This is a genomic window from Fodinicurvata sediminis DSM 21159, from assembly GCF_000420625.1.
GTDB classification, from domain to species: Bacteria; Pseudomonadota; Alphaproteobacteria; order Kiloniellales; family DSM-21159; genus Fodinicurvata; species Fodinicurvata sediminis.
This window is the reverse complement of sequence record NZ_ATVH01000016.1, coordinates 37,869-64,456: the sequence shown is the minus strand read 5'-3', so window position 1 is coordinate 64,456 and position 26,588 is coordinate 37,869. Positions and strand designations below refer to the sequence as shown.

Annotated in this window: 25 protein-coding genes; 13 read left to right on the top strand and 12 right to left on the bottom strand. The window is 61.1% G+C overall.

The window, feature by feature from the left end:
• Positions 1–24 precede the first annotated feature (24 nt).
• Genes G502_RS20175 through G502_RS20165 form a run of 4 tightly spaced genes read left to right on the top strand, consistent with a single transcriptional unit; the run spans position 25 to position 4,662 of the window.
• Positions 25–933 (top strand): isocitrate lyase/PEP mutase family protein, encoded by a 909-nt coding sequence (locus G502_RS20175; protein ID WP_051152228.1) that lies wholly within the window; start codon positions 25–27, stop codon positions 931–933.
• 16 nt (positions 934–949) lie between these two features.
• On the top strand, positions 950–3,136 hold the full coding sequence (locus G502_RS20170; RefSeq protein ID WP_022729097.1) for an alpha-ketoacid dehydrogenase subunit alpha/beta: 2,187 nt from the start codon (positions 950–952) through the stop codon (positions 3,134–3,136).
• Positions 3,136–3,873, top strand: coding sequence for an SDR family NAD(P)-dependent oxidoreductase (locus G502_RS0112935; protein WP_022729096.1), 738 nt, complete (start codon positions 3,136–3,138; stop codon positions 3,871–3,873). The genes G502_RS20170 and G502_RS0112935 overlap by 1 nt, the downstream gene beginning before the upstream one ends.
• A gap of 15 nt (positions 3,874–3,888) precedes the next feature.
• A complete protein-coding gene (locus tag G502_RS20165) occupies positions 3,889–4,662 on the top strand; it encodes an HpcH/HpaI aldolase family protein (protein WP_022729095.1) in 774 nt (257 codons plus the stop codon).
• Between the two features lie 12 nt (positions 4,663–4,674).
• Here G502_RS20165 and G502_RS0112925 read toward each other — a convergent pair whose 3' ends face one another.
• From G502_RS0112925 to G502_RS0112905, 5 genes are all read right to left on the bottom strand, one after another.
• Complete coding sequence (locus G502_RS0112925) at positions 4,675–5,952, bottom strand: hydroxymethylglutaryl-CoA reductase, degradative (protein WP_022729094.1); 1,278 nt, start codon at positions 5,950–5,952, stop codon at positions 4,675–4,677.
• Positions 5,953–5,979: 27 nt separating this feature from the next.
• Positions 5,980–7,323: a TRAP transporter large permease gene (locus G502_RS0112920; protein ID WP_022729093.1), complete on the bottom strand. Its 1,344-nt coding sequence runs from the start codon at positions 7,321–7,323 to the stop codon at positions 5,980–5,982.
• Positions 7,316–7,918, bottom strand: coding sequence for a TRAP transporter small permease subunit (locus tag G502_RS0112915; protein WP_022729092.1), 603 nt, complete (start codon positions 7,916–7,918; stop codon positions 7,316–7,318). Before G502_RS0112915 ends, G502_RS0112920 begins: the two co-directional genes overlap by 8 nt.
• 16 nt (positions 7,919–7,934) lie before the next feature.
• Entirely contained in the window at positions 7,935–8,996 is a 1,062-nt protein-coding gene (locus G502_RS0112910) for a TRAP transporter substrate-binding protein (RefSeq protein WP_022729091.1), read from the bottom strand.
• A gap of 447 nt (positions 8,997–9,443) precedes the next feature.
• On the bottom strand, positions 9,444–10,139 hold the full coding sequence (locus G502_RS0112905; protein ID WP_022729090.1) for a Crp/Fnr family transcriptional regulator: 696 nt from the start codon (positions 10,137–10,139) through the stop codon (positions 9,444–9,446).
• Positions 10,140–10,315: 176 nt separating this feature from the next.
• On the opposite strand from G502_RS0112905, the gene nirK reads away from it, so the two are divergent.
• On the top strand, positions 10,316–11,365 hold the full coding sequence (gene nirK / locus G502_RS20160) for a copper-containing nitrite reductase (RefSeq protein WP_022729089.1): 1,050 nt from the start codon (positions 10,316–10,318) through the stop codon (positions 11,363–11,365).
• Positions 11,366–11,470: 105 nt separating this feature from the next.
• Positions 11,471–12,130 carry an alternative oxidase gene (locus G502_RS0112895; protein ID WP_022729088.1) on the top strand — a complete coding sequence of 220 codons (660 nt, stop codon included), beginning with the start codon at positions 11,471–11,473 and terminating at the stop codon, positions 12,128–12,130.
• A 21-nt stretch (positions 12,131–12,151) separates the two neighbouring features.
• On the opposite strand, the gene G502_RS0112890 is transcribed toward G502_RS0112895, so the two are convergent.
• Positions 12,152–12,553 (bottom strand): SirB2 family protein, encoded by a 402-nt coding sequence (locus tag G502_RS0112890; RefSeq protein ID WP_022729087.1) that lies wholly within the window; start codon positions 12,551–12,553, stop codon positions 12,152–12,154.
• A 37-nt stretch (positions 12,554–12,590) separates the two neighbouring features.
• The gene (locus G502_RS20155) at positions 12,591–14,897 is read right to left on the bottom strand and encodes a nitric-oxide reductase large subunit (protein WP_022729086.1); all 2,307 of its coding nucleotides are present in this window, start codon (positions 14,895–14,897) and stop codon (positions 12,591–12,593) included.
• Positions 14,898–15,209: 312 nt separating this feature from the next.
• Between G502_RS20155 and G502_RS0112880 the strand changes: the two genes are divergently transcribed.
• Entirely contained in the window at positions 15,210–15,680 is a 471-nt protein-coding gene (locus G502_RS0112880; RefSeq protein WP_022729085.1) for a pseudoazurin, read from the top strand.
• 43 nt (positions 15,681–15,723) lie between these two features.
• On the opposite strand, the gene G502_RS0112875 is transcribed toward G502_RS0112880, so the two are convergent.
• Together G502_RS0112875 and G502_RS0112870 are read right to left on the bottom strand one after the other, a co-directional pair.
• Positions 15,724–16,341 carry a methyltransferase domain-containing protein gene (locus G502_RS0112875; protein WP_022729084.1) on the bottom strand — a complete coding sequence of 206 codons (618 nt, stop codon included), beginning with the start codon at positions 16,339–16,341 and terminating at the stop codon, positions 15,724–15,726.
• Positions 16,338–17,351, bottom strand: coding sequence for an HAD family hydrolase (locus G502_RS0112870; protein WP_022729083.1), 1,014 nt, complete (start codon positions 17,349–17,351; stop codon positions 16,338–16,340). The genes G502_RS0112875 and G502_RS0112870 overlap by 4 nt, the downstream gene beginning before the upstream one ends.
• Before the next feature lie 122 nt (positions 17,352–17,473).
• Between G502_RS0112870 and G502_RS20150 the strand changes: the two genes are divergently transcribed.
• The 4 genes from G502_RS20150 to G502_RS20140 all read left to right on the top strand — a co-directional run bounded on the left by G502_RS20150 (position 17,474) and on the right by G502_RS20140 (position 22,464).
• The gene (locus tag G502_RS20150; RefSeq protein WP_022729082.1) at positions 17,474–18,796 is read left to right on the top strand and encodes a dicarboxylate/amino acid:cation symporter; all 1,323 of its coding nucleotides are present in this window, start codon (positions 17,474–17,476) and stop codon (positions 18,794–18,796) included.
• Positions 18,797–18,967: 171 nt separating this feature from the next.
• Entirely contained in the window at positions 18,968–19,234 is a 267-nt protein-coding gene (locus G502_RS0112860; RefSeq protein ID WP_022729081.1) for a helix-turn-helix domain-containing protein, read from the top strand.
• Positions 19,235–19,325: 91 nt separating this feature from the next.
• Entirely contained in the window at positions 19,326–21,089 is a 1,764-nt protein-coding gene (locus G502_RS20145) for a SulP family inorganic anion transporter (RefSeq protein ID WP_022729080.1), read from the top strand.
• A gap of 196 nt (positions 21,090–21,285) precedes the next feature.
• A complete protein-coding gene (locus G502_RS20140; protein ID WP_022729079.1) occupies positions 21,286–22,464 on the top strand; it encodes a serine hydrolase domain-containing protein in 1,179 nt (392 codons plus the stop codon).
• 30 nt (positions 22,465–22,494) lie between these two features.
• Here G502_RS20140 and G502_RS0112845 read toward each other — a convergent pair whose 3' ends face one another.
• The gene (locus G502_RS0112845; protein ID WP_022729078.1) at positions 22,495–22,947 is read right to left on the bottom strand and encodes an AAC(3)-I family aminoglycoside N-acetyltransferase; all 453 of its coding nucleotides are present in this window, start codon (positions 22,945–22,947) and stop codon (positions 22,495–22,497) included.
• A gap of 168 nt (positions 22,948–23,115) precedes the next feature.
• Complete coding sequence (locus tag G502_RS0112840; protein WP_022729077.1) at positions 23,116–23,826, bottom strand: winged helix-turn-helix transcriptional regulator; 711 nt, start codon at positions 23,824–23,826, stop codon at positions 23,116–23,118.
• Between the two features lie 164 nt (positions 23,827–23,990).
• On the opposite strand from G502_RS0112840, the gene G502_RS0112835 reads away from it, so the two are divergent.
• Both G502_RS0112835 and G502_RS0112825 read left to right on the top strand, forming a co-directional pair.
• Positions 23,991–24,821, top strand: coding sequence for a class I SAM-dependent methyltransferase (locus G502_RS0112835; protein ID WP_022729076.1), 831 nt, complete (start codon positions 23,991–23,993; stop codon positions 24,819–24,821).
• Between the two features lie 265 nt (positions 24,822–25,086).
• The gene (locus tag G502_RS0112825) at positions 25,087–25,431 is read left to right on the top strand and encodes a YybH family protein (protein WP_155957851.1); all 345 of its coding nucleotides are present in this window, start codon (positions 25,087–25,089) and stop codon (positions 25,429–25,431) included.
• Positions 25,432–25,644: 213 nt separating this feature from the next.
• Here G502_RS0112825 and G502_RS21570 read toward each other — a convergent pair whose 3' ends face one another.
• Positions 25,645–26,511, bottom strand: coding sequence for an alpha/beta fold hydrolase (locus G502_RS21570; RefSeq protein ID WP_022729073.1), 867 nt, complete (start codon positions 26,509–26,511; stop codon positions 25,645–25,647).
• Between the last annotated feature and the right edge of the window lie 77 nt (positions 26,512–26,588).

Below are 26,588 nucleotides of genomic sequence, written 5' to 3'. Positions count from 1 at the left end.
AAGGATGGATGGGAGACTGAAAGAATGACCGATCTCAAGCGCAAGCTTGCGGAAGGAGACTGTGTACTTGCACCGGGCGTGTACGACTGCGTCAGCGCCCGTATAGCCGAGACAGCCGGCTTCGAGGCCGTTTCCATATCTGGCTATGGCGTGGAAGCCAGCAGCTTCGGCCTGCCGGACCTGGGCTTCACCGGGCTGTTTGATCTGGTGGAAATTGCCGGACGGATCGTTTCAGCCGTCGATATCCCGGTCATCTGTGACGCGGATACCGGCTATGGTGGCCCGGCGCAGGTCTGGGAAACCACCCGACGCCTGGAAAAGCAGGGCGTGCAGGCTTTGCACATCGAAGACCAGGGAAGCCCGAAACGCTGCGGGGGGTTGCCCGGGCGCAAGGTGATCCCGACCGACGAGATGTCAGCGAAGATTCGTGCCGCCTGTCAAGCGCGGCGCTCCACGGATTTTCTGGTCATTGCCCGCACGGATGCCAAGGACAGCGAAGGGCTGGAGGCGGCAGCCAAGCGCTTGAACAGCTACTTCGCCGCTGGGGCAGACCTGGGCTTTGCCGCGGAAAACTATTCATTCGAGGAACTGCAGGAACTCTCCCGCCTGGTTAAGGGGCCTCTGGCGATCTGCGGCGGCGTGCCCGGATGGTCGGGTTCCTTCGAGACAAGCGCGACCTATCGCGCGCTCGGGATCGTGCTGGTTATATATCCTTTCACATCGCTTTTCACTGCGGCGCGCGCGATGCAGGATTTCTACATGAAGATGAAGGACGCCGACCGAGTTACACCAGATCACGCGGAGCGTGCCATGACGTCCTTCGACTGGTTCAGTGACTTCATAGGCGTAGATGGGATGCGACAGCGTGAAGAAGCAGTTGCTCGAGACGGGGACAGGGAAAAGGCAAAAACCACAAAGAACGACAAAAGCTGAGGGAAGAAACGAACCCATGAAGACACAGCAGATTCGCAACCAGACTCCGATGTATCAACTCTCCCTTGAGGAAAAGGACTGGAAGGCTTTCACGGCGGAAGAGGCCAAGCGCACGCTCACCCTGCTGCTGGGTGCCCGCCGCTTCGAGGAGGCCATTCTCGACCTCGACAAGCGCGGTCTTGTTCACGGCCCCGCCCATTCCAGCATCGGCCAGGAAGGCGCCACCGCCGGCTGTCTGGCGGCGCTGACGCCCATGACGAAGGTCACAGCGACCCATCGCGCCCACCACCAGGTCGTGGCCAAGATGCTGCACGCGCTGTGGGCGAAGGACTTCGACCCGACCAAGGCCAAACAATTGCCTGACGACATGCGGGAAATCACCCGCACGCTTCTGGCCGACATCCTGGGGCTAAAGGAAGGTTGGTCCGGAGGCCGTGGCGGCTCCATGCACCTGCGCAACGACGCGGTCGGCGTTGTCGGCACCCAGGCTATCGTCGCCAGCGGCATGGCCATTGGCTGCGGCATCGCCTGGGCCGAGAAAGTACGAAACAGCGGCGACCTGACAGTGGCCTTTTTCGGTGACGGCGCGATCCACCAGGGAACTGCCCACGAGGCCCTGAACCTCGCGGCCCTTTACGACCTGCCCATGATCTTCTTCATGGAGAACAACCAGTATTCCGTATCCATGTCCATCGAACAGTCGACGCGGGAGGGCGAGCTCCTGACCCGGGCCCAGGGTCATGGTATCCCCTCGATCAAGCTGGACGGCATGAACCCGCTTGCCGCCTACCGTGCTGCGGAATGGGCCGCAAAGGAAATCTCCGACAAGAAGGGCCCCGTTCTCATCCAGGCCGATGTCTATCGCTATTACCACCAGAGCGCGCCCTATCCGGGCAGCGCCTTCGGCTACCGCAGCAAGGATGAGGAAGAATCCTGGCGCAAGAAGGATCCCGTGGAGTTTCTCATTGCGGAGTTGGACAAGCGCAAGATCCTGGGCAAGGACGACAGCCAGCATATCGAAAGCCTGGTACAGGAAGCAGTCGAAGCCGCGGTGGAGACTTGCGTCGAAGGTCGCGGCAGTTCCGCGCGCATCAAACCCGACCTCTGGCCCGATCCCGCAACGGTCGACAATGACATTACCGGCGACCTGAGCGAATTTGAGGGTGCACGCTTTGCGGAACCGGAGGACTATGCAGCCAATGAACTGGACGATGCGCGCCTGATCGATGTCATGCCCCGTGTGGTGGCCGAGCGCATGGCGGAAGACGAAAGCATCTATGTGCTGGGCGAGGATGTCGCAAACATGGGCGGCGGCACGGTGGGTGCCACCAAGGGCCTGATGGACCGTTTTCCGGATCGCGTCATCAACACGCCGATCAACGAGAACGGCTTCTGCAACATGGCAGCCGGCATGGCGTCTGCGGGCATGAAACCTATCGTCGAGTTGATGTATTCGGACTTCATGTTCAACGCGACCGATGCCCTGCTGAACCAGATCGCGAAGATGCGTCACCTCTTCGGCGGACGCTATCCGGTGCCGCTGGTCTTGCGCTGCCGGATACCGGGGACGGAAGGCTATGGCTCCCAGCACTCCATGGACCCCTCGGCGGTCTTCGCCATGTTCCCCGGCTGGCGCATCGTGGCGCCGGCAACCCCCTTTGACTACGCCGGCCTGATGAATTCGGCCCTGCGCTGTCAGGATCCTGTCCTGGTCGTGGAGCATCAGTCTCTGCAGAAGAAGACAGGGCCGATTCCCGAGAAACTCGACTACCACATACCCATCGGCAAGGCGCGCAAGGTGACGGACGGCAACCAGGTAACCCTGCTCACCACCTTGACCATGTGCGAGCTGGCGCGAGACACGGCGAAGGAAATGGGTGTTTCTGCCGACATCCTGGACCTGCGCACCCTGTCCCAGCGAGATATCGACTTCGACGCCATTGAGGCCTCGGTCCGGAAGACGAACAACGTTGCCATCGTCGAACAGAGCACACGCGGCACCAGTATTGGCGCTTTCCTCTCCGACGAGATTCAGAGACGCTGCTTTGACCACTTGGACCAGCCAGTCAAGCGTGTGGTCGGGCGCTGGGCGGCCCCCACGGTTTCCAAAGTCCTGGAACAGGCTGCCGTCGCTGGACAAAGCGATATCGAGGAAACCCTGCGCGGGATGCTTGCGGACACAGCCCAGCAGGCGGCCGCGTGATGGGCGGCCTACCGAACGGCCTTAGCCTCAAGGGCAAGCAGATCGTCATCACGGGCGCGGCCGGTGGCATTGGCGCTGCAGTTGCGCGTCTTACGGCCCGGCTTGGTGCGGACCTGGTCCTGACCGACCAGGGCGGCCTCGAACCGCTTCAGGAAGAACTCCAGGCAGAAGGCACAAAAGTCCATGCACAGGCCTGTGACATATCGGATCGGCGCAGCGTCGAACAGCTGATCGGCGACGCGGGACGCATTGATGGCCTGGTGGCCCTGGCGGCCATGTGCCCCTGGGATGATTGGATGGAGGACGGCTGGGATACCGTGTTCGACGAGGTCATGCAGACCAATGTTCTGAGCGTGATTCACTGTGCCCGCGCCTGCCTGCCCATCATGCAGGAACAGAAGGATGGGCGGATGGTCATCGTCAGTTCTGTCGCCGGGCGCATGGGCGGCCTGAATGCCAGCCCGCACTACGTGGCCTCGAAGGGCGGTGTGAATACCCTGGTCAAGTGGCTGGCCCGGCGGGCCTCGCCTCATGGTGTTCTGGTCAATGGCGTGGCCCCCGGAGCCACTTCCTCACCCATGACGCGCGGCCAGGACTTTGACCTCTCCCGCATACCCCTCGGCCGCATGGCCGAGCCAGAGGAGATCGCCTGGCCGATCGTTTTCCTGCTGACCGGCGCCGCCAGCTACATGTCCGGAACCATCCTGGACGTGAACGGCGGCGTCTTCATGAACTGAAGGAGCCTTATCCTCATGAGCTTCCAGAACCTTCTGGACGCGCCAGCGCCGATCCTCGGCACCTGGTCCCAGATCGCCTCGGCGGAGGTGGTCGACATCATCGCGGCCTCGGGTTTCGCCTTTACAATCATAGACACCGAACACGGCGTCTTCGGGCTGGAAACGGCAGCCGATCTGATACGCGCCTGCAACGCCAATCGCCTGGAACCCATCGTGCGTGTGCCCACGAACGAATCCTGGATGATCATGAAAGCCCTGGATGCGGGCGCTGGAACCGTTTTGGTGCCCAAGATCGAATCCCCCGAAGCGGCACAGGCTGCCGTAGCTGCAGCACGTTATGAACCCCATGGACGGCGCGGCGCCTGCCCCTGCGTGCGCTCAGGTGATCAATTCGTGCGCGACTGGCCGAACTACGCGGCCAAGGCCAACAGCTCCAGCGGGGTCATGGCGCTGGTCGAAAGCCCGGTTGGTGTGGAAGCCTTTTCGGACATTGCCGCTACGCAGGGGCTGAAAGCCGTTCTCTTCGGCCCCTTCGACCTGTCGGTCGCCATGGGCAAGGAGGGCAATTTCCGTCATCCTGACGTCGTGTCAGCCCTGGAAACCATGACAGCGCAAGCCAGGAAAGCGGACCTACCGGTCATCATGCCCGTCTTCTCACCGGATATGGACCAGGCACGCCGTGAAATGCAGGAATGGCGGGCTCAGGGGGTCAGCGCCTTCACCATCGGAACCGACAAGCTGCTGATGGCGGATTACTGCAGCCGCTACACCGCTCACCTGAAGAATTGAGACAAGTGGGCGCTACTTCTTCGCCCTGATCTCCGCCAGGACGGTCTCGGCCACATCACCGCGCACCTCGCCGCGCCGGGCCAGTTCTGAGGCCACAGAAGCGATTTCCTCGCCCGTGGCACCCGCGGCAATGGCGACATTCTGGGCATGCAGGGTCATGTGCCCCTTCTGGATGCCCACGGTCGCCAGGGCCTTGAGCGCGGCAAAGTTCTGGGCCAGTCCGACAGCCGCCACGATGCCCGAGAACTCAACGACGTTCTCAACGCCCAGGATCTTCAGGCAGACCTGGGCCATGGGATGAACCTTGGTGGCACCGCCCACCAGACCCAGCGCCAGCGGCAGCTCGATGCTGCCCGCCAGGTCGCCCTCGGCCGTCTTCTCGTAATGGCTGAGCGGCCGATAGGAGCCGGAGGCCGACGCATAGGCATGGGCACCAGCCTCGATCGCCCGAGTGTCGTTTCCGGTGGCCAGGGCCACGGACGATATGCCGTTCATGATGCCCTTGTTGTGGGTGGCGGCGCGATAAGGGTCCACTTCAGCAAACTCGGCTGCATCCAGCATGGCATCGACGATCTCTTCACCGCCGATCGCATCCTTGGGCCAAACAGCGCGTGCACGCGCCAGGCGCCGATCCGCCAGGTTGGAAAGGATGCGCAGATGGTGCCGGCCGCCAGTCCAGGAAGCCAATGTCGGTGCCAGGCGTTCCGCCATGGTGTTCACGGCATTGGCGCCCATGGCATCCTTCGTGTCGACTATGATATGGGTAACCACCATGCTGCCTCGGGAAGACGGCAGGACACGGACCTGAAGGTCACGAAAACCGCCGCCCAGCTTGACCAGCATAGGATCACAGCCATTGCAGATTTCTTCGATCTCTGCCTTGTGCTCCAGGATCTTGGCACGTCCTGCCCAGGGATCGGACAGGCCGAGAACCTGAATCTGGGCAATCATCTCCGTGGCGCTGAGGGAGGTGTGGAATCCGCCGCTGTCCCGGCATTGGCGGGCCGCGTTGCTGGCTGCCGCGATGACCGAGGACTCCTCTGTGGCCATGGGCACCAGAACATCACGCCCATCTACCAGCATGTTCGTGGCGATTCCCAGGGGCACGCCAAAGCTGGAAACAGCATTCTCGACCAGACGGTCCGCCAGTTCGAAAGGCAGGGTTTCCTTGGACAGCAGCTTGTCGATGTCTTCCTGCGCCAGGCCGGCCATATCCTTTACGGCATCGAGTCTTTCTTCACGGGAAAGCTTATAGAAACCGCCTATGCGCGAAGATTTCTTTTCACTCATTGGCTCAACTCATTCTTGAATAGAGCGCTACCCCAGGACACGCGGCAACCAGAGGATAACACTTGGGAATGCCAGACAGAACGCCAGCCCGACAAGCTGCAGCAGGACAAAGGGCAGTATGCTGCCGTAGATGTCCTTCATGGAAATTTCCGGCGGCGCCACGCCTTTCAGGTAGAAAAGCGCATAGCCAAAGGGCGGTGTCAGGAAGGAAGTCTGCAAATTGACGGCCACCAGGATGGCAAACCACACCAGACGTTCCCCGCTATGCATATCCAGGCCGAATTCCAGCGCCGCCACGATCGGTGCGAAGAGAGGCAGGACCACATAGCTGATCTCGATCCATTCCAGGAAGAAGCCGAGAATGAAAATGATCAGCATGAGGACGATCAGCGTGCCATAGGGGCCGGTTCCCAGCGCCGTCGTGGCATCGAAGATCATGTCCTCGCCGCCAATGCGCTTGAAGATAGCACTGAAACAGGTCGCCCCGATCGCCACGAAGAGGATCATGGCGGAGGTTTTTCCTGTCTCGTACACGCAGCTGCGCAGGGTATCGAGGTTCAGCGTCCGGTTGATGGCCGCCAGCAGGATCGTACCCGCAGCACCTACAGCCGCAGCCTCCGTAGGGGTTGCGATGCCGGCGATGATGGACCCCAGCACCCCCATGATCAGCAGGATGGGCGCAATCAGATCCTTAACCAATTGCAGGATGACCGAAAGCCGCCCGCTGTCGTCCTCAATGACATTCACCGGAGCCTTGTGTGGCTGGAGAATGGCAACAGCAATGATGTAGCCGATATAGATCACGCCAAGCAGCAGGCCGGGCAGGATTGCAGCCGTGAAGAGATCACCGACGGAAATGCGCAGAATATCCCCCACAAGTACCAGCATGATACTGGGCGGGATGAGAATTCCCAATGTCCCAGCTGCACACACGGTCCCGACGGCCAGAGACTTGTCATATCCCTGTTTCATCATGACCGGAAGCGACAGCATGGCGAGCATCACAACCGAGGCCCCGATAATCCCGGTCGAGGCCGCCATGACAATGCCGAGCAACGCCACGGAAACGGCCAGACCGCCACGCATGCCTACGAAAAGCCGCTCCAAGGACAAAAGCAGGTTCTTGGCCAAGCCGGACTTCTCCAGCATCAGCCCCATGAACACGAAAAGGGGCACCGCCAACAGAAGCCAGTTGCCGATCACCCCCGTGAAGGTTCGATTGACGACAGACCCCAGATAGAGAAAGGGCAGGTCCGCAATGAAGGTAAAAAGAATACCAAGACCAGCCAGAACAAACGCGACGGGATAGCCCGTGAAGATCCCGCACATCAGCCCCAGGATCATCAGAAGCGGGAGTGTGTATTCACCCATTGTATTCTTGCGTTCCTTTATCCTGCTCGGAATCCGAGCCCGATAGCAGTGCCCCCAGGTTCTCGAGGATACGCCCCAGACCAGCCAGGAAGAGTATGCAAAGCCCGATGGGCAAAATCGCCTTGATCAGGTAGCGATCCGCCAAACCCCCATAATCCGATTGTTCACCCGAGCGGAAGGCCATATCGACGAAGCCCAGGGAAAGCCACGCAATCAGGGCACAATAGGGCAGCAGCAGAACGAGGTCGCCGATGATATCTATGATACGCTGCCATTTCCGCCCAACGTTCGCATAGATCAGGTCGACGCGAACATGGCTGTTCTCCCGCAAGGCATAAGCACCGCCCAGCATGATCATCACGCCGAAAAGATGCCATTGCAGTTCAACCAGACCGGTGAGGGTCAACTGGTCGGAGAACAGCAGAACAGCTTCGTCCCATTGAGCGATGGTGCCGACACCGAGCATACTTCCGATCACGACCCAAAGGGCTGCCACGATCACCGGCAGAATCAGCCAGGATGCCAAACGACCGGGCCACGCGCTGGCTTCTCCCAGCACGCGGCCCACTCGTTCTATTCCTTTGAAAAAGGACATGGATCAGGAACCCTGATCACTCTTTCGGCAAGGTCTGCAGTTCCTGCCAACGGCCCGCAGTTTCCATATAGGCCTGCAGGGATTCATAGGCTTCCTTGAAGTAGGGGTCGTTCTCGGCCTCTTCCTCAAGGACTTCCCGGGATGCCTCGCGAAGGGCATCCAGGACTTCGTCGGGGAAGCGCTTCACCTCGACGCCATGCTCAGCCTCGAATCTTTCGAGAACTTCAGCCTGGGCTTCTGGCGCAGAGCCCATGGACCAGACGATGTTCGCCTTGCAGGCGGCCCAGAACTGGGCCTGCTCTTCCTCGGTATACTGGTCCCAGACATCCTGGTTGATGATGAAGGAGTTCCAGCTGGCCGGCTGATGCCAACCCGGGAAGTAGTAGTAGTCGGCGATCTCGGCAAACCCGAGGCTATCGTCGATAATCGGCAGAGAGAATTCAGTGGCATCGATGCGACCGCGTTCCAGGGCTACATAGAGCTCACTGGCCGGAATCAACTGCGTCGAGGCGCCCAGCTTGTTCAGGACCTTACCGCCCAGTCCCGAGATGCGCATTGTCAGGCCCTCGAAATCCTCCGGCGAGTTGATCTCCTGATTGAACCAACCGCCTGATTCCGGGGCTGTCAGGTGACAGGGCAGAACCTGGACGTTGTATTCGTCGTAGGCCTTCTGGAGAATCTCCAGTCCGCCGCCTTCCCACATCCAGCCGAGAAACAGCTCCGGATCGGGCCCGAACGGCATGGCCCCGGCCAGACCGGCCACAGGAACGGTGCCGCCCCAATAGCCGATCCAGTCCCAGCCAGCCTGGACGGAGCCCTGGCTGACGGCATTGAAGACCTCCAGCGCGGGCACGAGATCTCCATCACCATGAATGTTCAGTGTGATTTCGCCATTGGTAACTTCCGCAAGCAGGTCAGCGAACTTCTCACCGCCCTCGCCCAGATAAGTCAGGTTTTTCGGAAAGGTACTGGCTACGTCCAACTCGGACGGCCCTTGTGCTGCAGCAGACGTGGAGACGCCAAAGGCCAGTGCGGCAGCCGCAGCGACAGGCGCACAGGTTTTAAAGGGAACTTTCATTTACTGTCCTCCCAATTATGTATTTTGCGGCTTTCCAGCTTCTTGGGGCCGGTTATCCGCTTGCTATCGTTAATCGCCTATAGATCCAGACACCAAAGCGGCAAAACCCGGACTGCGATTGGCATCAGTCTTTCAAACTGCGTGCAAAGATGTCAACGACTATGCCATTCCCGCAACAAAAATGCTTCGTCTTGCATGCTGGGACACAAGTGAAGTCATCTTCACCTTTCTTCTTGTGCTCAACTTATTAGCGCACGCACTTTCTCTCTAACGCGTTTCCTCGCCTGCAAGTCGGGTTATCTGCCCGGAATATTGGTAGAATGGGGAATACAACTTTAAGAAAAGTTTCGCGAATGGGGCGCCAAGTGCGCTCAAGATGGCTGAACGGCATTCCTGGCCGGACCAACCTGGAGCTCCACCGCCAGGGATACGAAAATCGCAGGAAGCTCAACCGCTTTCGGCAATGGTGCTCAGCGTGTCCAGCAAACGGACCATGATGCGGCGGCGGCCGCTCAGGACCAGACCCTGCTTTTCCCAGTTGCTCAGGATACGACTTGCGGTGTGCAATGTGGTGCCGGCCATCTCGGCCAGGTCCTGGCGCGAGAGGGGAAAGGCGATCTCGATTCCTTCGGGGGTGCGGCGACCGGCCTGCCCCGCAAGGCGCAGGAGCGTATGAGCGATCCGTCGTTCCACCTTCTCCGTGGACAGCTCGCGCAAACGAAGTTGCGTCTCCTGGTAACGCCGCCCCAGGACCGACACGCTGTTGAGCGCCACTTGCGAATGGCGTTCCATGAGATCGCGTATGGCCTGCCTGGACCAACCCAGCAGATGAGAATCCTCGACAGCCGTCACACTGCCTGGATAGCTGCCGGCCCCGGAGAGGGCGACATAGCCCGCCAGTTCGCCGGGTCCCAGGTAACGCAGGATGACTTGCGCCCCCTCGACGGTGGTCTGGGTGACGCGCAAGCGCCCCACAATCAGAACGTAAAGGGCTGTGACAGGATCGTCCTGCAGGAAGAGGGCCGTCCCGTTCGGCACCTGCTTGCGGAAGCCCTGGGTCCAGATGTCCTCCAATGCCTGACGGGACAGGCCACGAAACAACTCCGTTCCGGCCAGCACATCCAGGTCGGCTTTCCCCTCCATAGATAATCTCGATCCCAGCCCCTTGCAGTCTGCCCGGAGTCTAGCGGCAACCTCCCGGCCGAGCGATAAAAATCACCGTAGTTTGTTCCGGAACAAAGTTCGTGTCCGCATTTTGCCGCATAAGGATCGGGACATCACGGGATGTCCTGACACGCGTTCGTTCAAGGAGCAAGACGATGAAACGCAACAACCTGGTCACCACGACAAGCGCACTGGCCCTGGCCATAGCCCTTGGCGGTTTCGGATCTGCACTGGCAGAGGACAAGGCGCCCGAGAGCGCGCAGACTGCAGGAGTTGCCGACATCGTGCGCGCTCCCACCGATCTGCCGCCCGCCATCGACCGCACGGAACCGGAAACCGTCAAGGTGGAGTTGGAAACCATCGAGAAGGTAGGCCAGCTGGATGATGGAACCACCTATCGTTATTGGACCTTCAACGGTCAGGTACCGGGCCCCATGGTCCGGGTCCGCGTCGGGGATACGGTCGAGGTTTCGATGAAGAATGCCGAGGACAGCTGGATGCCGCATAACGTGGACTTCCATGCAGTCACCGGGCCCCACGGCGGGGGCGGGGCCACCATGGCCTATCCGGGAGAAGAGTCAAACGGCTTCAGCTTCAAGGCCCTCAAGCCCGGGCTTTATGTCTACCACTGCGCGGTGCCGAGCGTGGCCCACCACATCTCGAACGGCATGTACGGCATGATCCTGGTCGAGCCTGAAGGCGGCCTGCCGGAAGTCGATCGCGAGTTCTACGTCATGCAGGGCGAGCTCTACACCGAGGAACCCTTCGGCACCAGGGGCGAGCTGATGGAGAGCTACGAGAAGCTCTCGGCCGAACAGCCGGAGTACTATGTCTTCAACGGCGCAGCCCAGGCCCTTACCGGCGACAAGGCCCTGACGGCAGAAGTCGGGGAAAGCATCCGGATCTTCTTCGGGGTCGGCGGGCCGAACAAGACCTCATCGTTCCACGTGATCGGCGAGATCTTCGACACGGTCTACTCGGACGCTTCGCTGACCAGCGCACCCCTGATGGATGTCCAGACCATCAGCGTGCCCCCGGGCGGCGCCTCGATTGTGGACCTGGAGATGGAAGTACCGGGCACCTATGTCCTGGTGGACCACGCCCTCTCGCGCGCCGAACGCGGCCTTGCCGGCCACCTGGTGGTGGAAGGTCCGGAGAACCCGGAGATCTTCAAGGAGCATGAGGCCAAGGAGCCGACGTCCTGAGCCTCGCCTCGAGAAGTCTGGTACAGAAACTGCAACGAATCGGCTGCCCTCTGGGCAGCCGATCTGTATAGTGGCCCCTCAACCCTTGCAGGTGCAGACCGCTCCATGTTGCAGATCGACAAGACGGACCTGACACACCATCACGCCCCCCACGGTCTTTCGGACCGTTTTGCCCTGGCCCTGGTACGCGGACTCGGCGCGCTTGCCCGGAGCCTTTTCGGACGGCGCTATGGAAACCGTACCATCGTCCTTGAAACCATAGCCGCCGTGCCGGGTATGGTTGCCGCCACGCTGTTGCACCTGAAATGCCTGCGGCGCCTCCAGGACGATCGCGGCTGGGTGCGCAGCCTGATGGACGAAGCCGAGAATCAGCGCACGCACCTGATGGTTTTCGTCACCCTCGACCGACCGAACGGTTTCGAACGGATCCTGATCCTCCTGGCCCAGGGCCTGTTCTATAACGCCCACTTCCTGATCTGCCTCTTCTCCCCCAGGACCGCCCACCGACTCACCGGCTATTTTGCCGAGGATGCCGTCAAGGGTTACGCAGAGTACCTGCGGGAAATCGACCAGGAACAGCGGGAGAACCCGCCAGCCCCTGAGGTGGCCATCGCCTATTGGAACCTGGCACCGGACGCGCGCCTTAGGGACGCCATCGTTGCCATGCAGGCAGACGAAGCCATTCACCGCGATATCAATCACGGCTTCGCGACCGCCCTGGCAAATGGGCAGGACCTGCCCGATCCGCCCTCTCCTCTTCTGTAGGCGTAAACGCTTGTGGGCGCTTCACCCCGCAAGTGTATAGAAGACCCCCAGAGGATGATGTGCGCGTGCGATGGAAAAGATGAACGCGTAGACCAGCAGCGCCGCGAGCCAGGCACCGACCTGCATCATGCGGCTCCGCGCCTTCCAGAAGGCGTAATAGCCCAGCAGGATGTAGACCACCAACAGCAGCACTTTCACCGTCAGCCAGTCATCGAAGACGGGATACTGCTGCACGATTGTCATCAGTATCAGCGCGGCCGTCAGCAGTATGGTGTCGATGGTATAGCTGAGATAGCGCACAAGCGCGGCCATGTACCAGCGCGTACCGGCGAAGAGCGCAAGCCCCCGCAACAGGAAAAGTCCGCCACTGGCAAGCACGGCCCAGATGTGGACCAGCCTGATTTCCGAATAGAATTCGATCATTCAGGCTGGTCCCAGCTGTACTGACTGGATCGCCGGATCAACGGCGATACCCCGTTGACCCGGCATAAGCGCCTTCACCCTGCTCGACAGGCTGTTCGTCCTCGCGGCGCGGAAACACCCATAGCCGGATGACGAAGTACGCCAGCGCCAGGGCACCGATGGAAAAGATCGTATCCCCTGGAACTCGCAGCCAGACCAGCAAGTCGACGATGGGCTGCTGCATGAACTCGGCCGAACGGGCGTACCAATAGCCGTGCTCGAGAGATGCAAACAGCTGCATGACACCCAGCGGCAGCAGGGTCAGCAAGGCCATCAGGGCCAGTCCGATGTTGAGGCACCAGAAGCTGACCTTGAGAGTGCCTTCCGGCCAGGCAAGATTGGGCTTTATTCCGCGCAGGCAGAACAGTACCAACCCAATGCCCAGCATGCCGTAGACCCCGAACAGGGCCGTATGCCCATGCAGCGGCGTCAGATTCAGGCCCTGCATGTAATACAGCGAAAGCGGCGGATTGATCAGGAAACCGAACAGCCCGGCGCCCACAAGATTCCAGAAGGCCACCGCCAAGAAGAACATGACCGGCCAACGATAGCGTTGCATCCAACGGGTCGCCACGCCCAATCGGTAGTGGTGATAGGCCTCGAAACCGACATAGGCCAACGGCACCACCTCCAGGGCGGAGAAGCTGGCACCAAGTGCCAGTACCGGCGTCGGCGAACCGGCGAAGTAGAGGTGATGCAGTGTGCCCAGCACGCCACCGGCCATGAAGATGATGGTGGCGAACAGGACCGCCACGGTCGCCGTCCTCACGGGCAAAAGGCCGAGACGCGTGAAGAGGAAGGCAATCACTGCGGTGGCAAAGACCTCGAAGAAGCCCTCGACCCAGAGGTGAACCAGCCACCAGCGCCAGTACTCGACAATGGAGAGGTGGGTGTTCTCGCCCCACATCAGGGCGGCCCCGAAGAAGAGGCCAATGGCCACTGTCGACAGGAACAGCAGGCCGACGATAGAGCGTGATTCCGAATTGCCGGTCAGCGTGGGCCAGAGCGCCCGGCCCACCAGGAACAACCAGAGAAGCAGACCGATGAACAGGAAGTATTGCCAGAAACGGCCGATGTCGGCGTACTCCCAGCCCTGGTGACCGAAATAGAAATTGTTCTCCAGCCCCAGTTCCTGCATCACAGCCAGCCACTGGCCGACAAAGGCACCCACCACGATAATCAGCAGGCAGAGCCAGAGAAGATTGACACCCAGGCGCTGGTAGGGCGGTTCATAATTCGAGACCGCCGGTGCGATGTAGAGACCGGTGCCCAGCCAAGCCAGTGCGATCCACAGCACTGCCAGCTGTGTATGCCAGGTCCGGGTGATTGAATAGGGTAGAATCTCGGCCAGTTCGAAGCCGTACATCACCTGGCCCTCGACCTGGTAGTGGGCCGTGATCGCGCCCAGCAGGATCTGCAGCAGGAACAGGGCCAGCAGGACCCAGAAGTATTTCGCCGTCGCCATCATGGAGGGCGTGGGCTTGAGATGCCGCATGGGATCGAATTCCGGTAGGCGGTGCGGCTCCTCTTCCCGGGAATGGCTTACGGCATAGTGCCAGCCCAGCAGGGCTATTCCTCCCAGCAGGAAAATCACGCTGAAGGCGGACCACAGGAAGGTGCTTGAGGGCGGCCGGTTCTCGATCAGCGGCTCGCTCGGCCAGTTGTTGGTATAGGTAATCGAGTCGTTTGGCCGCTCCGTGGCCGCTGACCAGGCGGACCACCAGAAGAAGGCCGACATCACCTGCCGATTTTCCGGATCCGGCACCGTGTCGTTCTTCATCGCGTAGGCTTCGCGCAGGTCCGCCGTTTCCGGATCGTTGCCGAACAGACTCTCGTAGTGCGCGGAAACCGCTTCGATCGCCTCGGCACGATCCTGACTGATCGTGATCGTGCCGCTTTCGGGATCGTAGGTGTTCTCGCGCATCTGTGCGGTCAGCCGGCCACGCAGAGCCGCCTTCTGCTGGTTGCTCGACTCCTCGTAGCCAGCGGTGTCGTATTCCTCCTGAGCCCAGCGATCGAGCAGGAACATAAGTTCACGGTGCAGCCAGTCGGCACTCCAGTCCGGAGCCACATAGCCACCGTGCCCCCAGATCGAGCCCAACTGCATGCCGCCCATGGATTGCCAGACCCGGCGGCCCTTCTCGATGTCCGCACGCGTATAGACGGTTTCCCCTTCGGTGGTGACCACTTCCTCGGGGACCGGAGGTGCTGCCTGGTAGATCTGGTTGCCGCTCCAGAGAAGTACCGCAAAGGAAACCCCAAGCAGGACAGCCAGAAAGATCCAGAGTTGTTTCGTATTGGTCATGACAATCCCCTCACCGGTCCGAGCGGGCTTTTCCTACCCTGCGCCCTCTTCCAGCGCCGTCCTGGCCACCCCCTCGGGATTATCGTTTGCACCAATGCAACTCCGTCGGTGCAGCATAAACAAAATTAACTGCAGGAAGCCGTTGGTGCTCTCGCAAAGAATTTCGCAAGGCTATGAACGATAAACAGTATTTTCAATCCATGAATTTGTTCCAGCGCAAAGTCGCTCAGCCCGAACACGCCTATAAGAGCAGGCATGACGCGGTTGCCGAGCATTCAGGCAACCGCAACAGCCGAAATAAGGACCGGACTGATGAAAGCACTGAACATTCCATTCTCCCTGGCACTTGCAGCGGGCCTGCTTTTCGCGAGCACAGCCCTGGCTGCCGACTACGAAGTCGAGATGCTGAACAAGGGCGCGGACGGCCAGCCCATGGCCTTCGAGCCGGCCTATCTCGAGATCGAGCCCGGCGACAGCGTGACCTTCGTGCTGACCGACAGGAACCACAACGCGGAGATCATTCCCGGCATGCTGCCCGAAGGCGCCGAAGAATGGAAAGGTGCCATGAACGAGGAGATCACCGTTACCTTCGACCAGGAAGGCCTTTATGGCTACAAGTGCCTGCCACACTACGGCATGGGCATGGTTGGCGTCATCAAGGTGGGCGACGACATGGCCAACGCCGATGCGGCCGAGGACGTCAAGCACCCCGGGCGTGCCGGCCAGAAGATGGCAGACCTCTTCGAACAGTTGAAGACCAGCCAGACCGCCCAGGCACAGTAATACAAGCCTGGTCGATACAGCAGCGGCCGCGCGGGGAACACTCTCAACGCGCGGCCGCCTCACTCTGTTTGGTAAAAACGGCCATCTGGCTCACGCCCCCATAGAAGGGATGCGCACCGGCCAGATCGCGCGTGACAACACTGCAGTCATTGCGTTTCGCAACCCCCTCGGCCCAACTCCGGAATTTCCGCCGCCCCCACTCGAAACGGTGATCGGGATGACGGAACCGATGGGAAGGGACACCCAGAAACTCGTTATAGTCGGCATTGGGTGTCGTCACGATCACACTTGCGGGACGCATCTTGTGGAACAGCGCAGTTTCCAGGATAGACAAGCGTCCGGGATCGAGATGTTCCAGCGTTTCCAACAGAACGGCACAGTCAAAACCCGAAAGACCCGGGCCGGGCTCAATCATCGAAGCCTGGATCAGTTCGATCTGTGCGCTGGGTGTCTTTTCCTGTTCAGCCAATCTGGCGCGCAGACAATCCAGGGCCTCGGTAGAAAGGTCAACGCCCACCAGCCTTTCCACTCCGGGGGCATGCATCAGGCGCAGGAACAGATCGCCCTCTCCACAGCCAAGATCGAGCACCGTGCGCGCCTCGCTATCCAGAACTGCCTGATAAACCGTGGACAGTCGCTGCTCATGGATCCAGGTGGTCATGGAGCCGTCTGCCAGGGATAGATTCTCGCCCAGTCCGCAGCCATGTCGACAACGAGCCAATCATGCTCCGGGGCCGCGTCCAGCGCCTTGTCCAACCGTCCGATATCACTCTTGCGATCATAAGCCCATTCACGCTTCGCATCCGTGTGGTGGATGAGCACTCCGAGGCGCGGGCCTTCGCCCGCTGTCGTCCATTCGAGCATTTCCAGATCCCCATCGGAATTTCCGAAGGCAATGACAGGCTGGCGCCCCATATGGCGCTTGATGGCGATGGCCTTGTTCGGTCCGTCGTTGAAGAAGAAATTCCCGGGCCGGCGCTGGAAGCTGGGCGTCCCGCCATCCATGACATAGTCGAGTTCGACTTGGGAGCCGATCACCTGCTCGGGCGGAATGCCATAGGCCTCCTCTGTCCAGGCGCGCATGAAATCGATGCCGCTGCCCGAAACGATCCAGGTGCTGAATCCATGCGTCCTCAAGTAATCGAGCAGCTCCAGCATGGGCTGGTAGACCAGTTCGGTGAAGGTTTTTCCGAAACGCGGATGACGCGCTGTGTCGAGCCAGGCCTCGACTTCGCGCGTGAAGGTCCTGTCGCTTGATCCGCTCTGGGTTGCGCTAAGCAGCTTCATGAGCCCCTTGCCGCCAGAGGCCGCAACAGCCCCGAAATCCTCTTCCAGCGCTGCCTTGAATGGCTGGTTTTCCGCCCACTCGGGAGTCTCTGTCGCCATCGCCTGCAGCTGATCGATTGCCATCATCACCTGGAAGTACAGGGGTTTCTCGGACCAGAGCGTGCCGTCGTTGTCGAATACCGCGATCCGTTCCTCGGGGGCGACGTAGTCCGGGCTAGCCGGCTTGGTTGTTTCGGCCACGAACTCAAGAATGGCGGACTTGGCAGACCCTTCGTTCCAGGAGGCCAGCGGACCCTCCTGTGCCAGGGTCAGGCCGGCAAAAACAAACTGAGCCAGCAGGAAACAGACGATGATGATCCCGGAGATTCGCTTACTACCAATCATGCTCTGGTCTCTGTCGGTATCTTCCACTGTTATCCCCCCACAGCTTGTCTACGTCACTCATCTCGGGGATAGTGCCTCCGAGAGCTGAAGCGACAAGTGAAAAAACGTCTATTGGCGGGTTCATGGCAGACAGCACAAAAGATGTCCTTCAAGTTGTCCAGCAGCGCTACAAGCTGCGCGCCTGGATCCGCACGCGCCTCTGGGCACAGGTCCTCTGCGGGATGTTGCTGGGCTTTGCTGTAGGCTCGTTGCTCAGTCCGGACGTGGGACTGCTCGACCCCCGCACAGCAGAACTGCTTGGTGCCTGGATGGCCCTGCCGGGCCAACTCTTCCTTGGGCTGATCGCCATGGTGCTGGTGCCATTGATATTCGGCTCGATCATCGGCGGCATAACCGGTGCGGGCTCTGGCCAGGATCTGCGCAGCATCGGCCTGAAACTGGCCGGCTTCATTCTGGCCACAACCTTCGCAGCAGCCTGGATCGGTGTGGGGCTGGCGCGCTGGTTGACACCCGGAAGCGGGTTGGCCGGCTTTTCTGCAGCGCCCGCGGGAAACAGTACACCAAGTGGCGAGGACTTCGACAGCGCCAGGATTCCCGAGGCAATCACCGCTATCCTGCCGACCAACCCCACAGCCTCCATCGTCCAGGGCGACATGCTTGCCGTTGTGGTTCTGGCCTTGCTGTTCGGACTGGCGGCCATCCAGGTCAGTCGCGAGAAGGTTGCTCCCTTCCTGGCACTGATGGATGCCCTGGTTGCAATCGCCATGACCATCGTCAAGTGGGCGATGTTCCTGGCGCCCTTCGCGGTGTTCGGGCTGATGGCGCAGCTGGTGATGCGTGCCGGCCTTGAAACCGTGATCGGCATGTCAGGTTATGTCGGCACCGTGCTGCTTGGTCTTGTCCTGCTCTTCCTGCTCTACATGGGAATCCTGCTGCTGTTCAGCCGTCTCAGCCCTTGGGATTTCCTTTCACGCAGCGGCGGTACCCTGCTGCTCGCCTTCTCGACTTCCAGTTCCTCGGCTATCATGCCGATGACCATTGCCACGGCGCGCCGCCTGGGTGTTGCGGAAGCTGTATCAAACCTGGTGGTCCCGCTCGGCGCCACCATGAACATGGCCGGCACCGCGCTTTACCAGACCGTCGCCATTCTCTTCCTGGCACAGTTGAGTGGCATCGAGCTCTCGCTGGCCCAGACTCTTCTCATCACCGGCACGTTGGTGGCTTCCTCCATCGGTGCGCCAGGCACACCCGGCGTCAGCATCGCCATCCTGCTCAGCGTGGCCACGAACTTCGGAATTCCCGTCGAGGGCATGGTGATCATCATGGGCGTCGACCGCCTTCTGGACATGAGCCGCACCACGGTGAACGTGACGGGAGACCTGGTGGCCGCCAGGTTGTTGAACCCACGGAGCAAGACGCAATCCGCTGTGCGAAGTCCTGCCTGACGGGCCTGCAGTGAAACGCAGCGGGAGGACGCCATTCAGAGCAGTGGCTGACTGTCCTCCTGCAGTTTCCTCGGGCAGCGGGCAAATCCGGATTCAGCGTCATAATTGATGTTTGAAACATCTTTTAGCATATTCTATATATCTTTATATAGATATCATACAGGTGTGAGAATGATCACTGCGGCACAGATGCGTGCGGCCAGGGCGCTCCTGGGCATTGACCAGAGGACACTCGCCGACTTGGCGGGTGTTTCACTTCCCACCATCCAGCGCATGGAGGCCAGCCAGGGCAATGTCCGCGGCGTGGTGGAAAGCCTGACCCGGGTGGTTGAGGCCCTGGATCTCGCCGGCATTGAACTGATTGGTGAAAATGCCTCCAGCCACGCCCGCGGACGTGGGGTGCGCCTCAAATCCCCGGTCGAAACGACGCGCAGCTGAAAAGTCCCCACCCCGACACCCCCACCTCCGCGACGGCGACCGCCGAGCCATGCCGACGATCCCGCCGCCTTTCACAAGGCAGCCGGACAGAATGACATCAGAAACATCCGCGTCCTCCACCACCAGCTTTCTCGAGCTCTTCACACCGAAACTGATCACTGTGCTGCGGGAAGGTTACGGACTGACACAACTGCGCTCGGACATGACGGCCGGCCTGACCGTGGCGATTGTTGCACTGCCGCTCTCCATGGCCATTGCCATTGCCTCCGGCGCCAGTCCAGCCCAGGGGCTTTATACCGCCATAATTGGCGGCTTCCTGGTATCGGCCCTGGGCGGCAGCCGCTTCCAGATCGGAGGCCCGGCCGGCGCCTTCATCGTGCTGGTTGCCACAACTGTCCAGCTCCATGGCATGGATGGCTTGCTTCTCGCCACCATGCTTTCCGGCCTGATGCTGATGCTTACGGGTTTCCTGCGCCTTGGGACCTACATCAAGTTCATTCCCTATCCTGTCACCGTGGGCTTCACGGCCGGCATTGCCGTGATCATCTTCGCAAGCCAACTACAGGAACTGCTGGGGCTTGATCCGGAGCGGACGGCCCCCGGGCCCATGCTGGAAAAGCTGCCCTTCCTCTGGGACAAGCTGCCAAACTTCAACACGACCACGCTGGTGCTTTCCCTGGCGACCGTCATCCTGATCGTGGGCTTGAAGAAGCTGCGCCCCAACTGGCCGGGAATGTTGATCGCCGTGGTACTGACCTCTCTTGCCGCCGGCCTGTTCACCTTGCCGGTCGAGACCATCGGCACGAAATTCGGCGGCATTCCGAGCAGCCTGCCTCGGCCAAACCTGCCGGATATCGGCTGGGACAAACTGCGCGCGGTGCTGCCCAGCGCCTTTGCCTTTACCCTGCTGGGCGCCATCGAATCGCTGCTTTCCGCCGTGGTGGCCGACGGCATGACCGGACGGCGCCATCGCTCCAATTGCGAACTGGTGGCTCAAGGTGCTGCGAACCTGGCCTCCGGCCTCTTTGGTGGGATCTGTGTGACCGGGACGATCGCGCGGACAGCCACCAATGTCCGGGCCGGGGCTCACGGTCCCGTCGCGGGCATGATGCATGCCGGTTTCCTCTTGCTGTTCATTCTCTTCGTGGCCCCTCTTGCCAGCTATATTCCATTGGCAAGCCTTGCCGGGGTGCTGGCTGTTGTCGCCTGGAACATGATCGAGAAGCAGGCCTTTGCCACCCTCCTGCGCGCCTCTCGCGGCGACGCTGCGGTTTTGTTGGCGACCTTCCTGCTGACCATCTTCCGTGACCTGACGGAGGCCATAGTCGTAGGCGTGGCACTGGGCTCCATTCTGTTCATTCACCGTATGTCGAAAACCACCGCTGTGGCCCGACACGTCCCGTTTGTTGCCGAGGACAAGGCGGATGGCCCACGCAACGAGCGCCAGCCCTACGACAAGCAGGCTGGCGCCAACCCCGATATCGTTGTCTACCGAATTTCAGGCGCGTTCTTCTTTGGCGCGGCGGCCTCCGTCGGCGCGATGTTGGAGCGAATTTCCGATTCCCACAAGGCACTGGTGATCGACCTTTCGGCCGTGCCCTTCCTGGATTCAACGGCGGCCAATACACTGGAGGGGCTGGCTCGGAAGGCTGAACGCCGCGGGGTAAGAGTCAGCCTGACCGGTACGACCCGCCCCTTGCGCAAGGAGCTGTTCCTGAACGGACTCAAACCACCTCTGGTTCGCTATGAGCCCTCGCTGGAGAAAGCCCTCGAACGCCATCGACTGAACCTACAGGAAAGTCAGGACAGGGCCGCTGGCTCCAGTGCTTTGCGCAGGAACAGCTGGGCAGACTAGGGTGGAGACCTGGACGCAGAATCGACTGGACTCGCGACCGGTTCGGAGACAAACCCATGCAAGAGCAAGGGACATGCCGGATCTAAGCACTTGATACAGCGAAAAACTTCCGCGCATACTTCGCGCTGGACAGATGCTGTTATCGCTCTATTCCCAACCAGGAAGATTTGATCCCACCAAGAAGAAAGAAACTATCATGCTGCACTTCCGGTTGGCGCTGCTGCCTGCGTTTGCCCTTCTCCTCATAACCTTCATGGCGAATGATTCCGCCGCCCGCGACAACCTTAAGGACCAACTTGAGCCTGTACGCCAGGAATTTGCCCTGCCAGCGCTGGTCGCCGCCGTTGCCCATGAAGGGAAGATCGTTGCGGCCGGGGCTAGCGGCGTGAGAGCGATTGGGCATGATGCAAAGGCAGAGCTCCAGGATCAGATTCACATCGGCTCCGACACCAAGGCCATGACAGCCCTTCTTGCCGGCATGGCTGTCGAGGAGGGCCGATTGGCCTGGGACAGCACCATCGGTGAAGTGCTGGGAGACGAGGTCCAGGGAATGAACGAAACCCTGGCCAAGGTCCGCCTGGAACAGCTGCTTTCACACTCCAGCGGCATCCCCAGCGACACGCAGGAAATGATCGAGATTTATTTCAATACGGATGCCTTCGACTACAACCTGACGAATCTGCGATTGATGGCGCTGGAGGCCTGGAAGAAGAATGAACCGGTCATTCCAGAGAACTCCCCCTTCCAGTATGCCAATTTCGGCTATCTGATCGCCGGCACCATGCTCGAGACTGCCATGGGACAGCCCTGGGAGGCCCTGATACAGCAACGGATCTTCCAGCCGCTCGAGCTGGAAACGGCCGGCCTGGGCGCCACCGCCACACCAGGATTGATCGATGCTCTGGTCGGGCATTTTCCTGATGATGACGGACAGCCCGAACCCAGGCTATGGGGCGCCGCGGCGGATATCCCGCCCATCATGGGACCAGCCGGAACGGCCCACATGTCCATCCTGGACTTCGCACGCTGGGGCGGCTGGATCGCCGGCCAGGCCGAGCGCGGACCCGATCTGGTCGAACCGGAAACCCTGGCCTACATCATGGAACCCAAAGTCCAGGCAAAAATTCCAGATCCCCCACCCGGCATCCCCGAGGAAGGCGGCTATGCCCTCGGCTGGGGCTTCGAGCAGTTCGACTGGGCCGAACGCCCGCTGCACACCCACAATGGCTCCAACAGCATGAACCTGGCCAAGATCCTGATCGACCGGGACCAGGATCTGGCAATCGTCGTCGCCACAAACATCGGCGGCGAGCAGGCCAACCTGGCCGCGGGTGAGATCATGAAGACCCTCTACCTAACCTACGGCAAGGACTAAAACCCGGCAGCGAGGGGCGGGGGACCCTCGTCACTCGATCGGTATATCGAAATGCAGGACGTCCTCCCGCCTACCCAGCTTCGTGTAAAGCGCGATTGCGGCTGCATCGCCCGGCTCGGCCTGCACGAAGACCACATAGGCGCCGCGCCGCGAGGCGATCCCTTTCACGCAATCGATCAGCGCCGTGGCAATACCCTTGCGGCGATGGGCGGCCGCGACAGCCAGATCGTAGATATAGATCTCACTGCGTTCTCGCTCGAACTTCTTCAGTTCATAGGCCGCAAGCCCGCCGACCACCTGATCGTCCTGCACCGCAGCCAGTGCGATAAGCTGCTCGCCCTTCAGCAGGTCGCATAGATAGGCCTCTCCCGGCTGGGCCGCAGAGTAGGTATCCACCTCTTCGAAAACCTCGCCGAACATCGAGAGAAGCTCCCGAAAGAGGTGAGTATCCTCGCCTGAAAGTTCGCGGATGGAGAAGTCCATGATCGTCGGCACACCCCTGAATCCGGCCTGGGCGTCCAGTATAGCGGCCTTGCCGCATGTTCGGGAAGCAGGGACGAACACCGAGTCCTGGAGCAGCTCCCCCGTCCCAATCCCGGCGCCAACTTGTATCTCGGACGATCAATCCGCACCGGGCGGCAGCAGGTCACATCATGTGATCTGCATGCGCGGCGGTTGGCTTGCGGCTTCGACGATCACGGAGAGCTGCAACAGGCGGCTGAAGTTCCGGCGCAGGTCCGCGTCGCCATGCAGAACGATCTCGTCATCTGCCATGGCCCGTCCCAGTGATGCCTTGCCGATCCAGACCTGACTCATCACCGGAACCGTGGTCAGGACATAGAGATCGACCTCGAAACCCGGATCCGATTGGCAGAGGTCGATCGCCCCGTCCTCGATCAACAGCCACCAGAGTCGCATCTCGGCGGGCGCATCCTGGTATTCGAACTGCAGGACAGTTCGTGGCTTCCCCAGATAGCTGGTATCGAGCCTGCGCCGCATATCCCACATCAACACGCCGGCATCCCAGTCGGGACCTTCCAGCGCGCTTTCCACCCAGCGCTGTCCCCAGATGCCCATGGAGACGATGATCGGACGCAGGTCCTCGCCCGCCTGAGTCAACAGATAGCTGGCGTTCTTCGACTCCTCCATTGGCACCCGCTCCACGATGCCCGCGGTCTGGAGTTCCTTCAGCCGCCTCGACAGCAAGGCCCGGGGCATCAGCGGCACGCCGCGGTGAATGTCGTTGAAACGCGTACTGCCACTGATCAGTTCACGCAGAATCAGCGGTGTCCAGCGCGTGGCAAGGATCTCGGCGGCTTTCGCGACAGGACAGAACTGTCCGTACCCACTGTCCTCGGTCATCGGATCGCCTCCCGGCTTCTCCGTGGCTTCCCGAGCGGCGCAACTGCCGCGGACACCCGCCCAAAGTTCACATTGTGAACTGGATGGATGCGGGCTGGCTCGGGAATGCTCTCACCCTATCGCAGGTTTTCCTGTGCTGTATATGACTTTCGAAGGAGATGACGATGACCACAGCAACGGAACATCCCGACTCTATTATCCGCAGCCACAACGAAACGCCGTCGGCCACCTGGTCGAGTGCCGGCCGCACTTATGACGAGATCAGTCGCGGCATCCTCGACGCGATCGAGCACTGCATCAACCGCTTCGCACCGACGACCAGCGAGCGGATCCTGGATGTCGCGACGGGCACGGGCTGGACGGCCCGACGCCTCGCCGAACGCGGCTTCGATGTCACGGGTGTCGATTTCGCACCCGACATGCTCTCCACGGCGCAGGAGATCGCCGCCGCCCGCAATCTCGATATCCCCTTCGACCATGGCGATGCCGAGGCGTTGCCTTATCGGGACGCCTCCTTCGACGCGGTCATCTCGACCTTCGGTGTCATGTTCGTGCAGCGGCCGGAGGACGCCGTCGCCGAGCTGTCGCGGGTCTGCCGGCCCGGCGGCCGACTAGCGCTGGCCACCTGGACGCCCGACGGAAACGTCTTCGAGATGTTCAAGATCATGAAGGGCTACATGCCCGCCCCCACGGGATCGCCGCCACCCTCGCCCTTTGATTGGGGCAAACCGGAGCGCGTGAATGAACTGCTGGGCGAAGCCTTCGACCTGAAGTTCGAGCGCGGCACCTCCTTCTATCGGGAGCCGAATGGTAAAGCCGCCTGGGAGACCTTTCTCAAGGGTTACGGTCCCCTTCACACCCTGGCGGGCAAGCTGGACGCCGGCCAGCTCAAGGCGCTCCAGCAGGACTGGATCGCCTTCCACGACGGCTTCGGCACCGAGCTCGGCATCTGCGTGCCCCGCGACTACTGGATCATTGTGGGGACCCGGCGCTGAGACCGCCTCATACACATCACGCAGGACCGCGAGGGGCTGGCGCCGTAGAAGATCGAGATCTAGGACGCCTCGCACATGCTGGTCGTAGAGTTCACGATTCAGCCGGGTGCTGTATTCCTCTGGCACCCCCGTCCAGACACGGTGCTCCTTAAGGTTGCCGGCCTCCACGAACCAACAGCCCCGCAGGCCTTCCACCCCGACGACAGACTGGGGCGGCCGGCGCTGCGAACCCTTCCAAGGAGAATGATGATGCAGAGGAACTTTCTTGCGGCCTTCCAAACCCCAGCACGGTCGGCGCCAGCAGAAGACGCCTTTTCGGGCTGTGCCGGCGGAAGCGTTCCGGGTTGAGATACGGCAGCAGATCGCGACGATCCCCGAGGCCTATGTGGAGCGTGCGCTCGCCGGGGATTGGGATACCGTAGCGCAACTCTATCACCAACGGGCTGTCCAGTTGCTGCCTGATGCCCCGCCCGTGGAGGGGCGCGATGCGATCCGCGGCGCTCTGGCCAGGCTGCTCGGCGTGGATGGCGGCGTCAGGCTGACCGGTTTCTCCGTCGAAATCCAAGGAGCCGAAATGCTCGGCGAGGCTGTCTATGTCCAGGCGAGCTAACGGTTTGAGGTCGAACCCTTCGGGGAGGGTGAGCGTGCCGTCCAACAGCACGGCGCTTACGTCACCATATTGCGTCAGAACGCGGCCGGCGATTGGCGCATCTGGCACCAGTTCGTCAACCGCGCGCACACACACCGCGGTCCGGCCGAAGCGTGAGGGTTCAGGCGTGCCGGGAGTCCAAATCTACGTGAGATCGTCTACTCTCAGTTTGCTTCAGATTGGCGTGTCCTGCCCGAGAGCACATCGCTCTGCGAACGCGGCCAGGTCCGCGGCGAAGCGCGCCGGCTCCTCGAGGTGAGGAGCGTGGCCCGATTGGGAATAGGTCCGGCTATGCGCCTTCGTCATGCGCGCGGCCAGCCAGTCCATCGTCTCCGCCGGATAGAGCCGGCTGTGTGCGCCGCGTGTGAGCAGCACAGGAATGTCGATCGCCGAACAGGTCTCGCGGAAATCCGCCGTGGCCAAGGCGCGCCAGAGCAGCGCCATCGCCTCGGGATCACTGTCCAGCATGCTGCGCTGCAGATCCTTCGCCATGGGAGTGTCCGCATCGGCGAAGACGCGTGGCGCCATGCGCTCGACCACCTGCGGCCAGTCCTCGCTCATGCGATCGGCGACCGCAGCCGTTTCCTTCGGTGAGCCGGCCCCGATCAGGCCCAGATCCCAGCCGGGCCCTCTCGCAACCCGCGGTGCCATGTCCTCGACGACCAGGCCGGCGAAACGCCCCTGGCCGTGGCGCGCGACGGCGGAAAAGAGCACCGCCGCCCCCATCGACCAGCCCAGCGCCACCACTGGCTGCCCCGCCGTATGATCAATCAGGTGCACCGCATCATCGGCAAGATCATCAAGGGGATCCGTCGCCTCCCGCACGTCCGGGAAGGCACACGCCGCCGAGCGACCGTGCCCGCGCTGGTCGGGAATGATGACGCGAAATCGCTCCTTCAGGCGGTCAGCCAGCCCGTCGAAACTGTGGCCGTCACAGCCAAAGCCGTGCAGGAGCAGCAGCGGCGACCCCGTCCCCAGCTCGCGATAGTGCAGTGGAGGTCCGTCACCCATCGGCAGGGCCTTCCCCGGCGTTTCGCTCAAACCCTTCTCCCAGCTTGCCGCCCTTCGCTCCCTACGAACAATCGAGCGAATTGACAGGACCTAATGAGCGGTCTTAG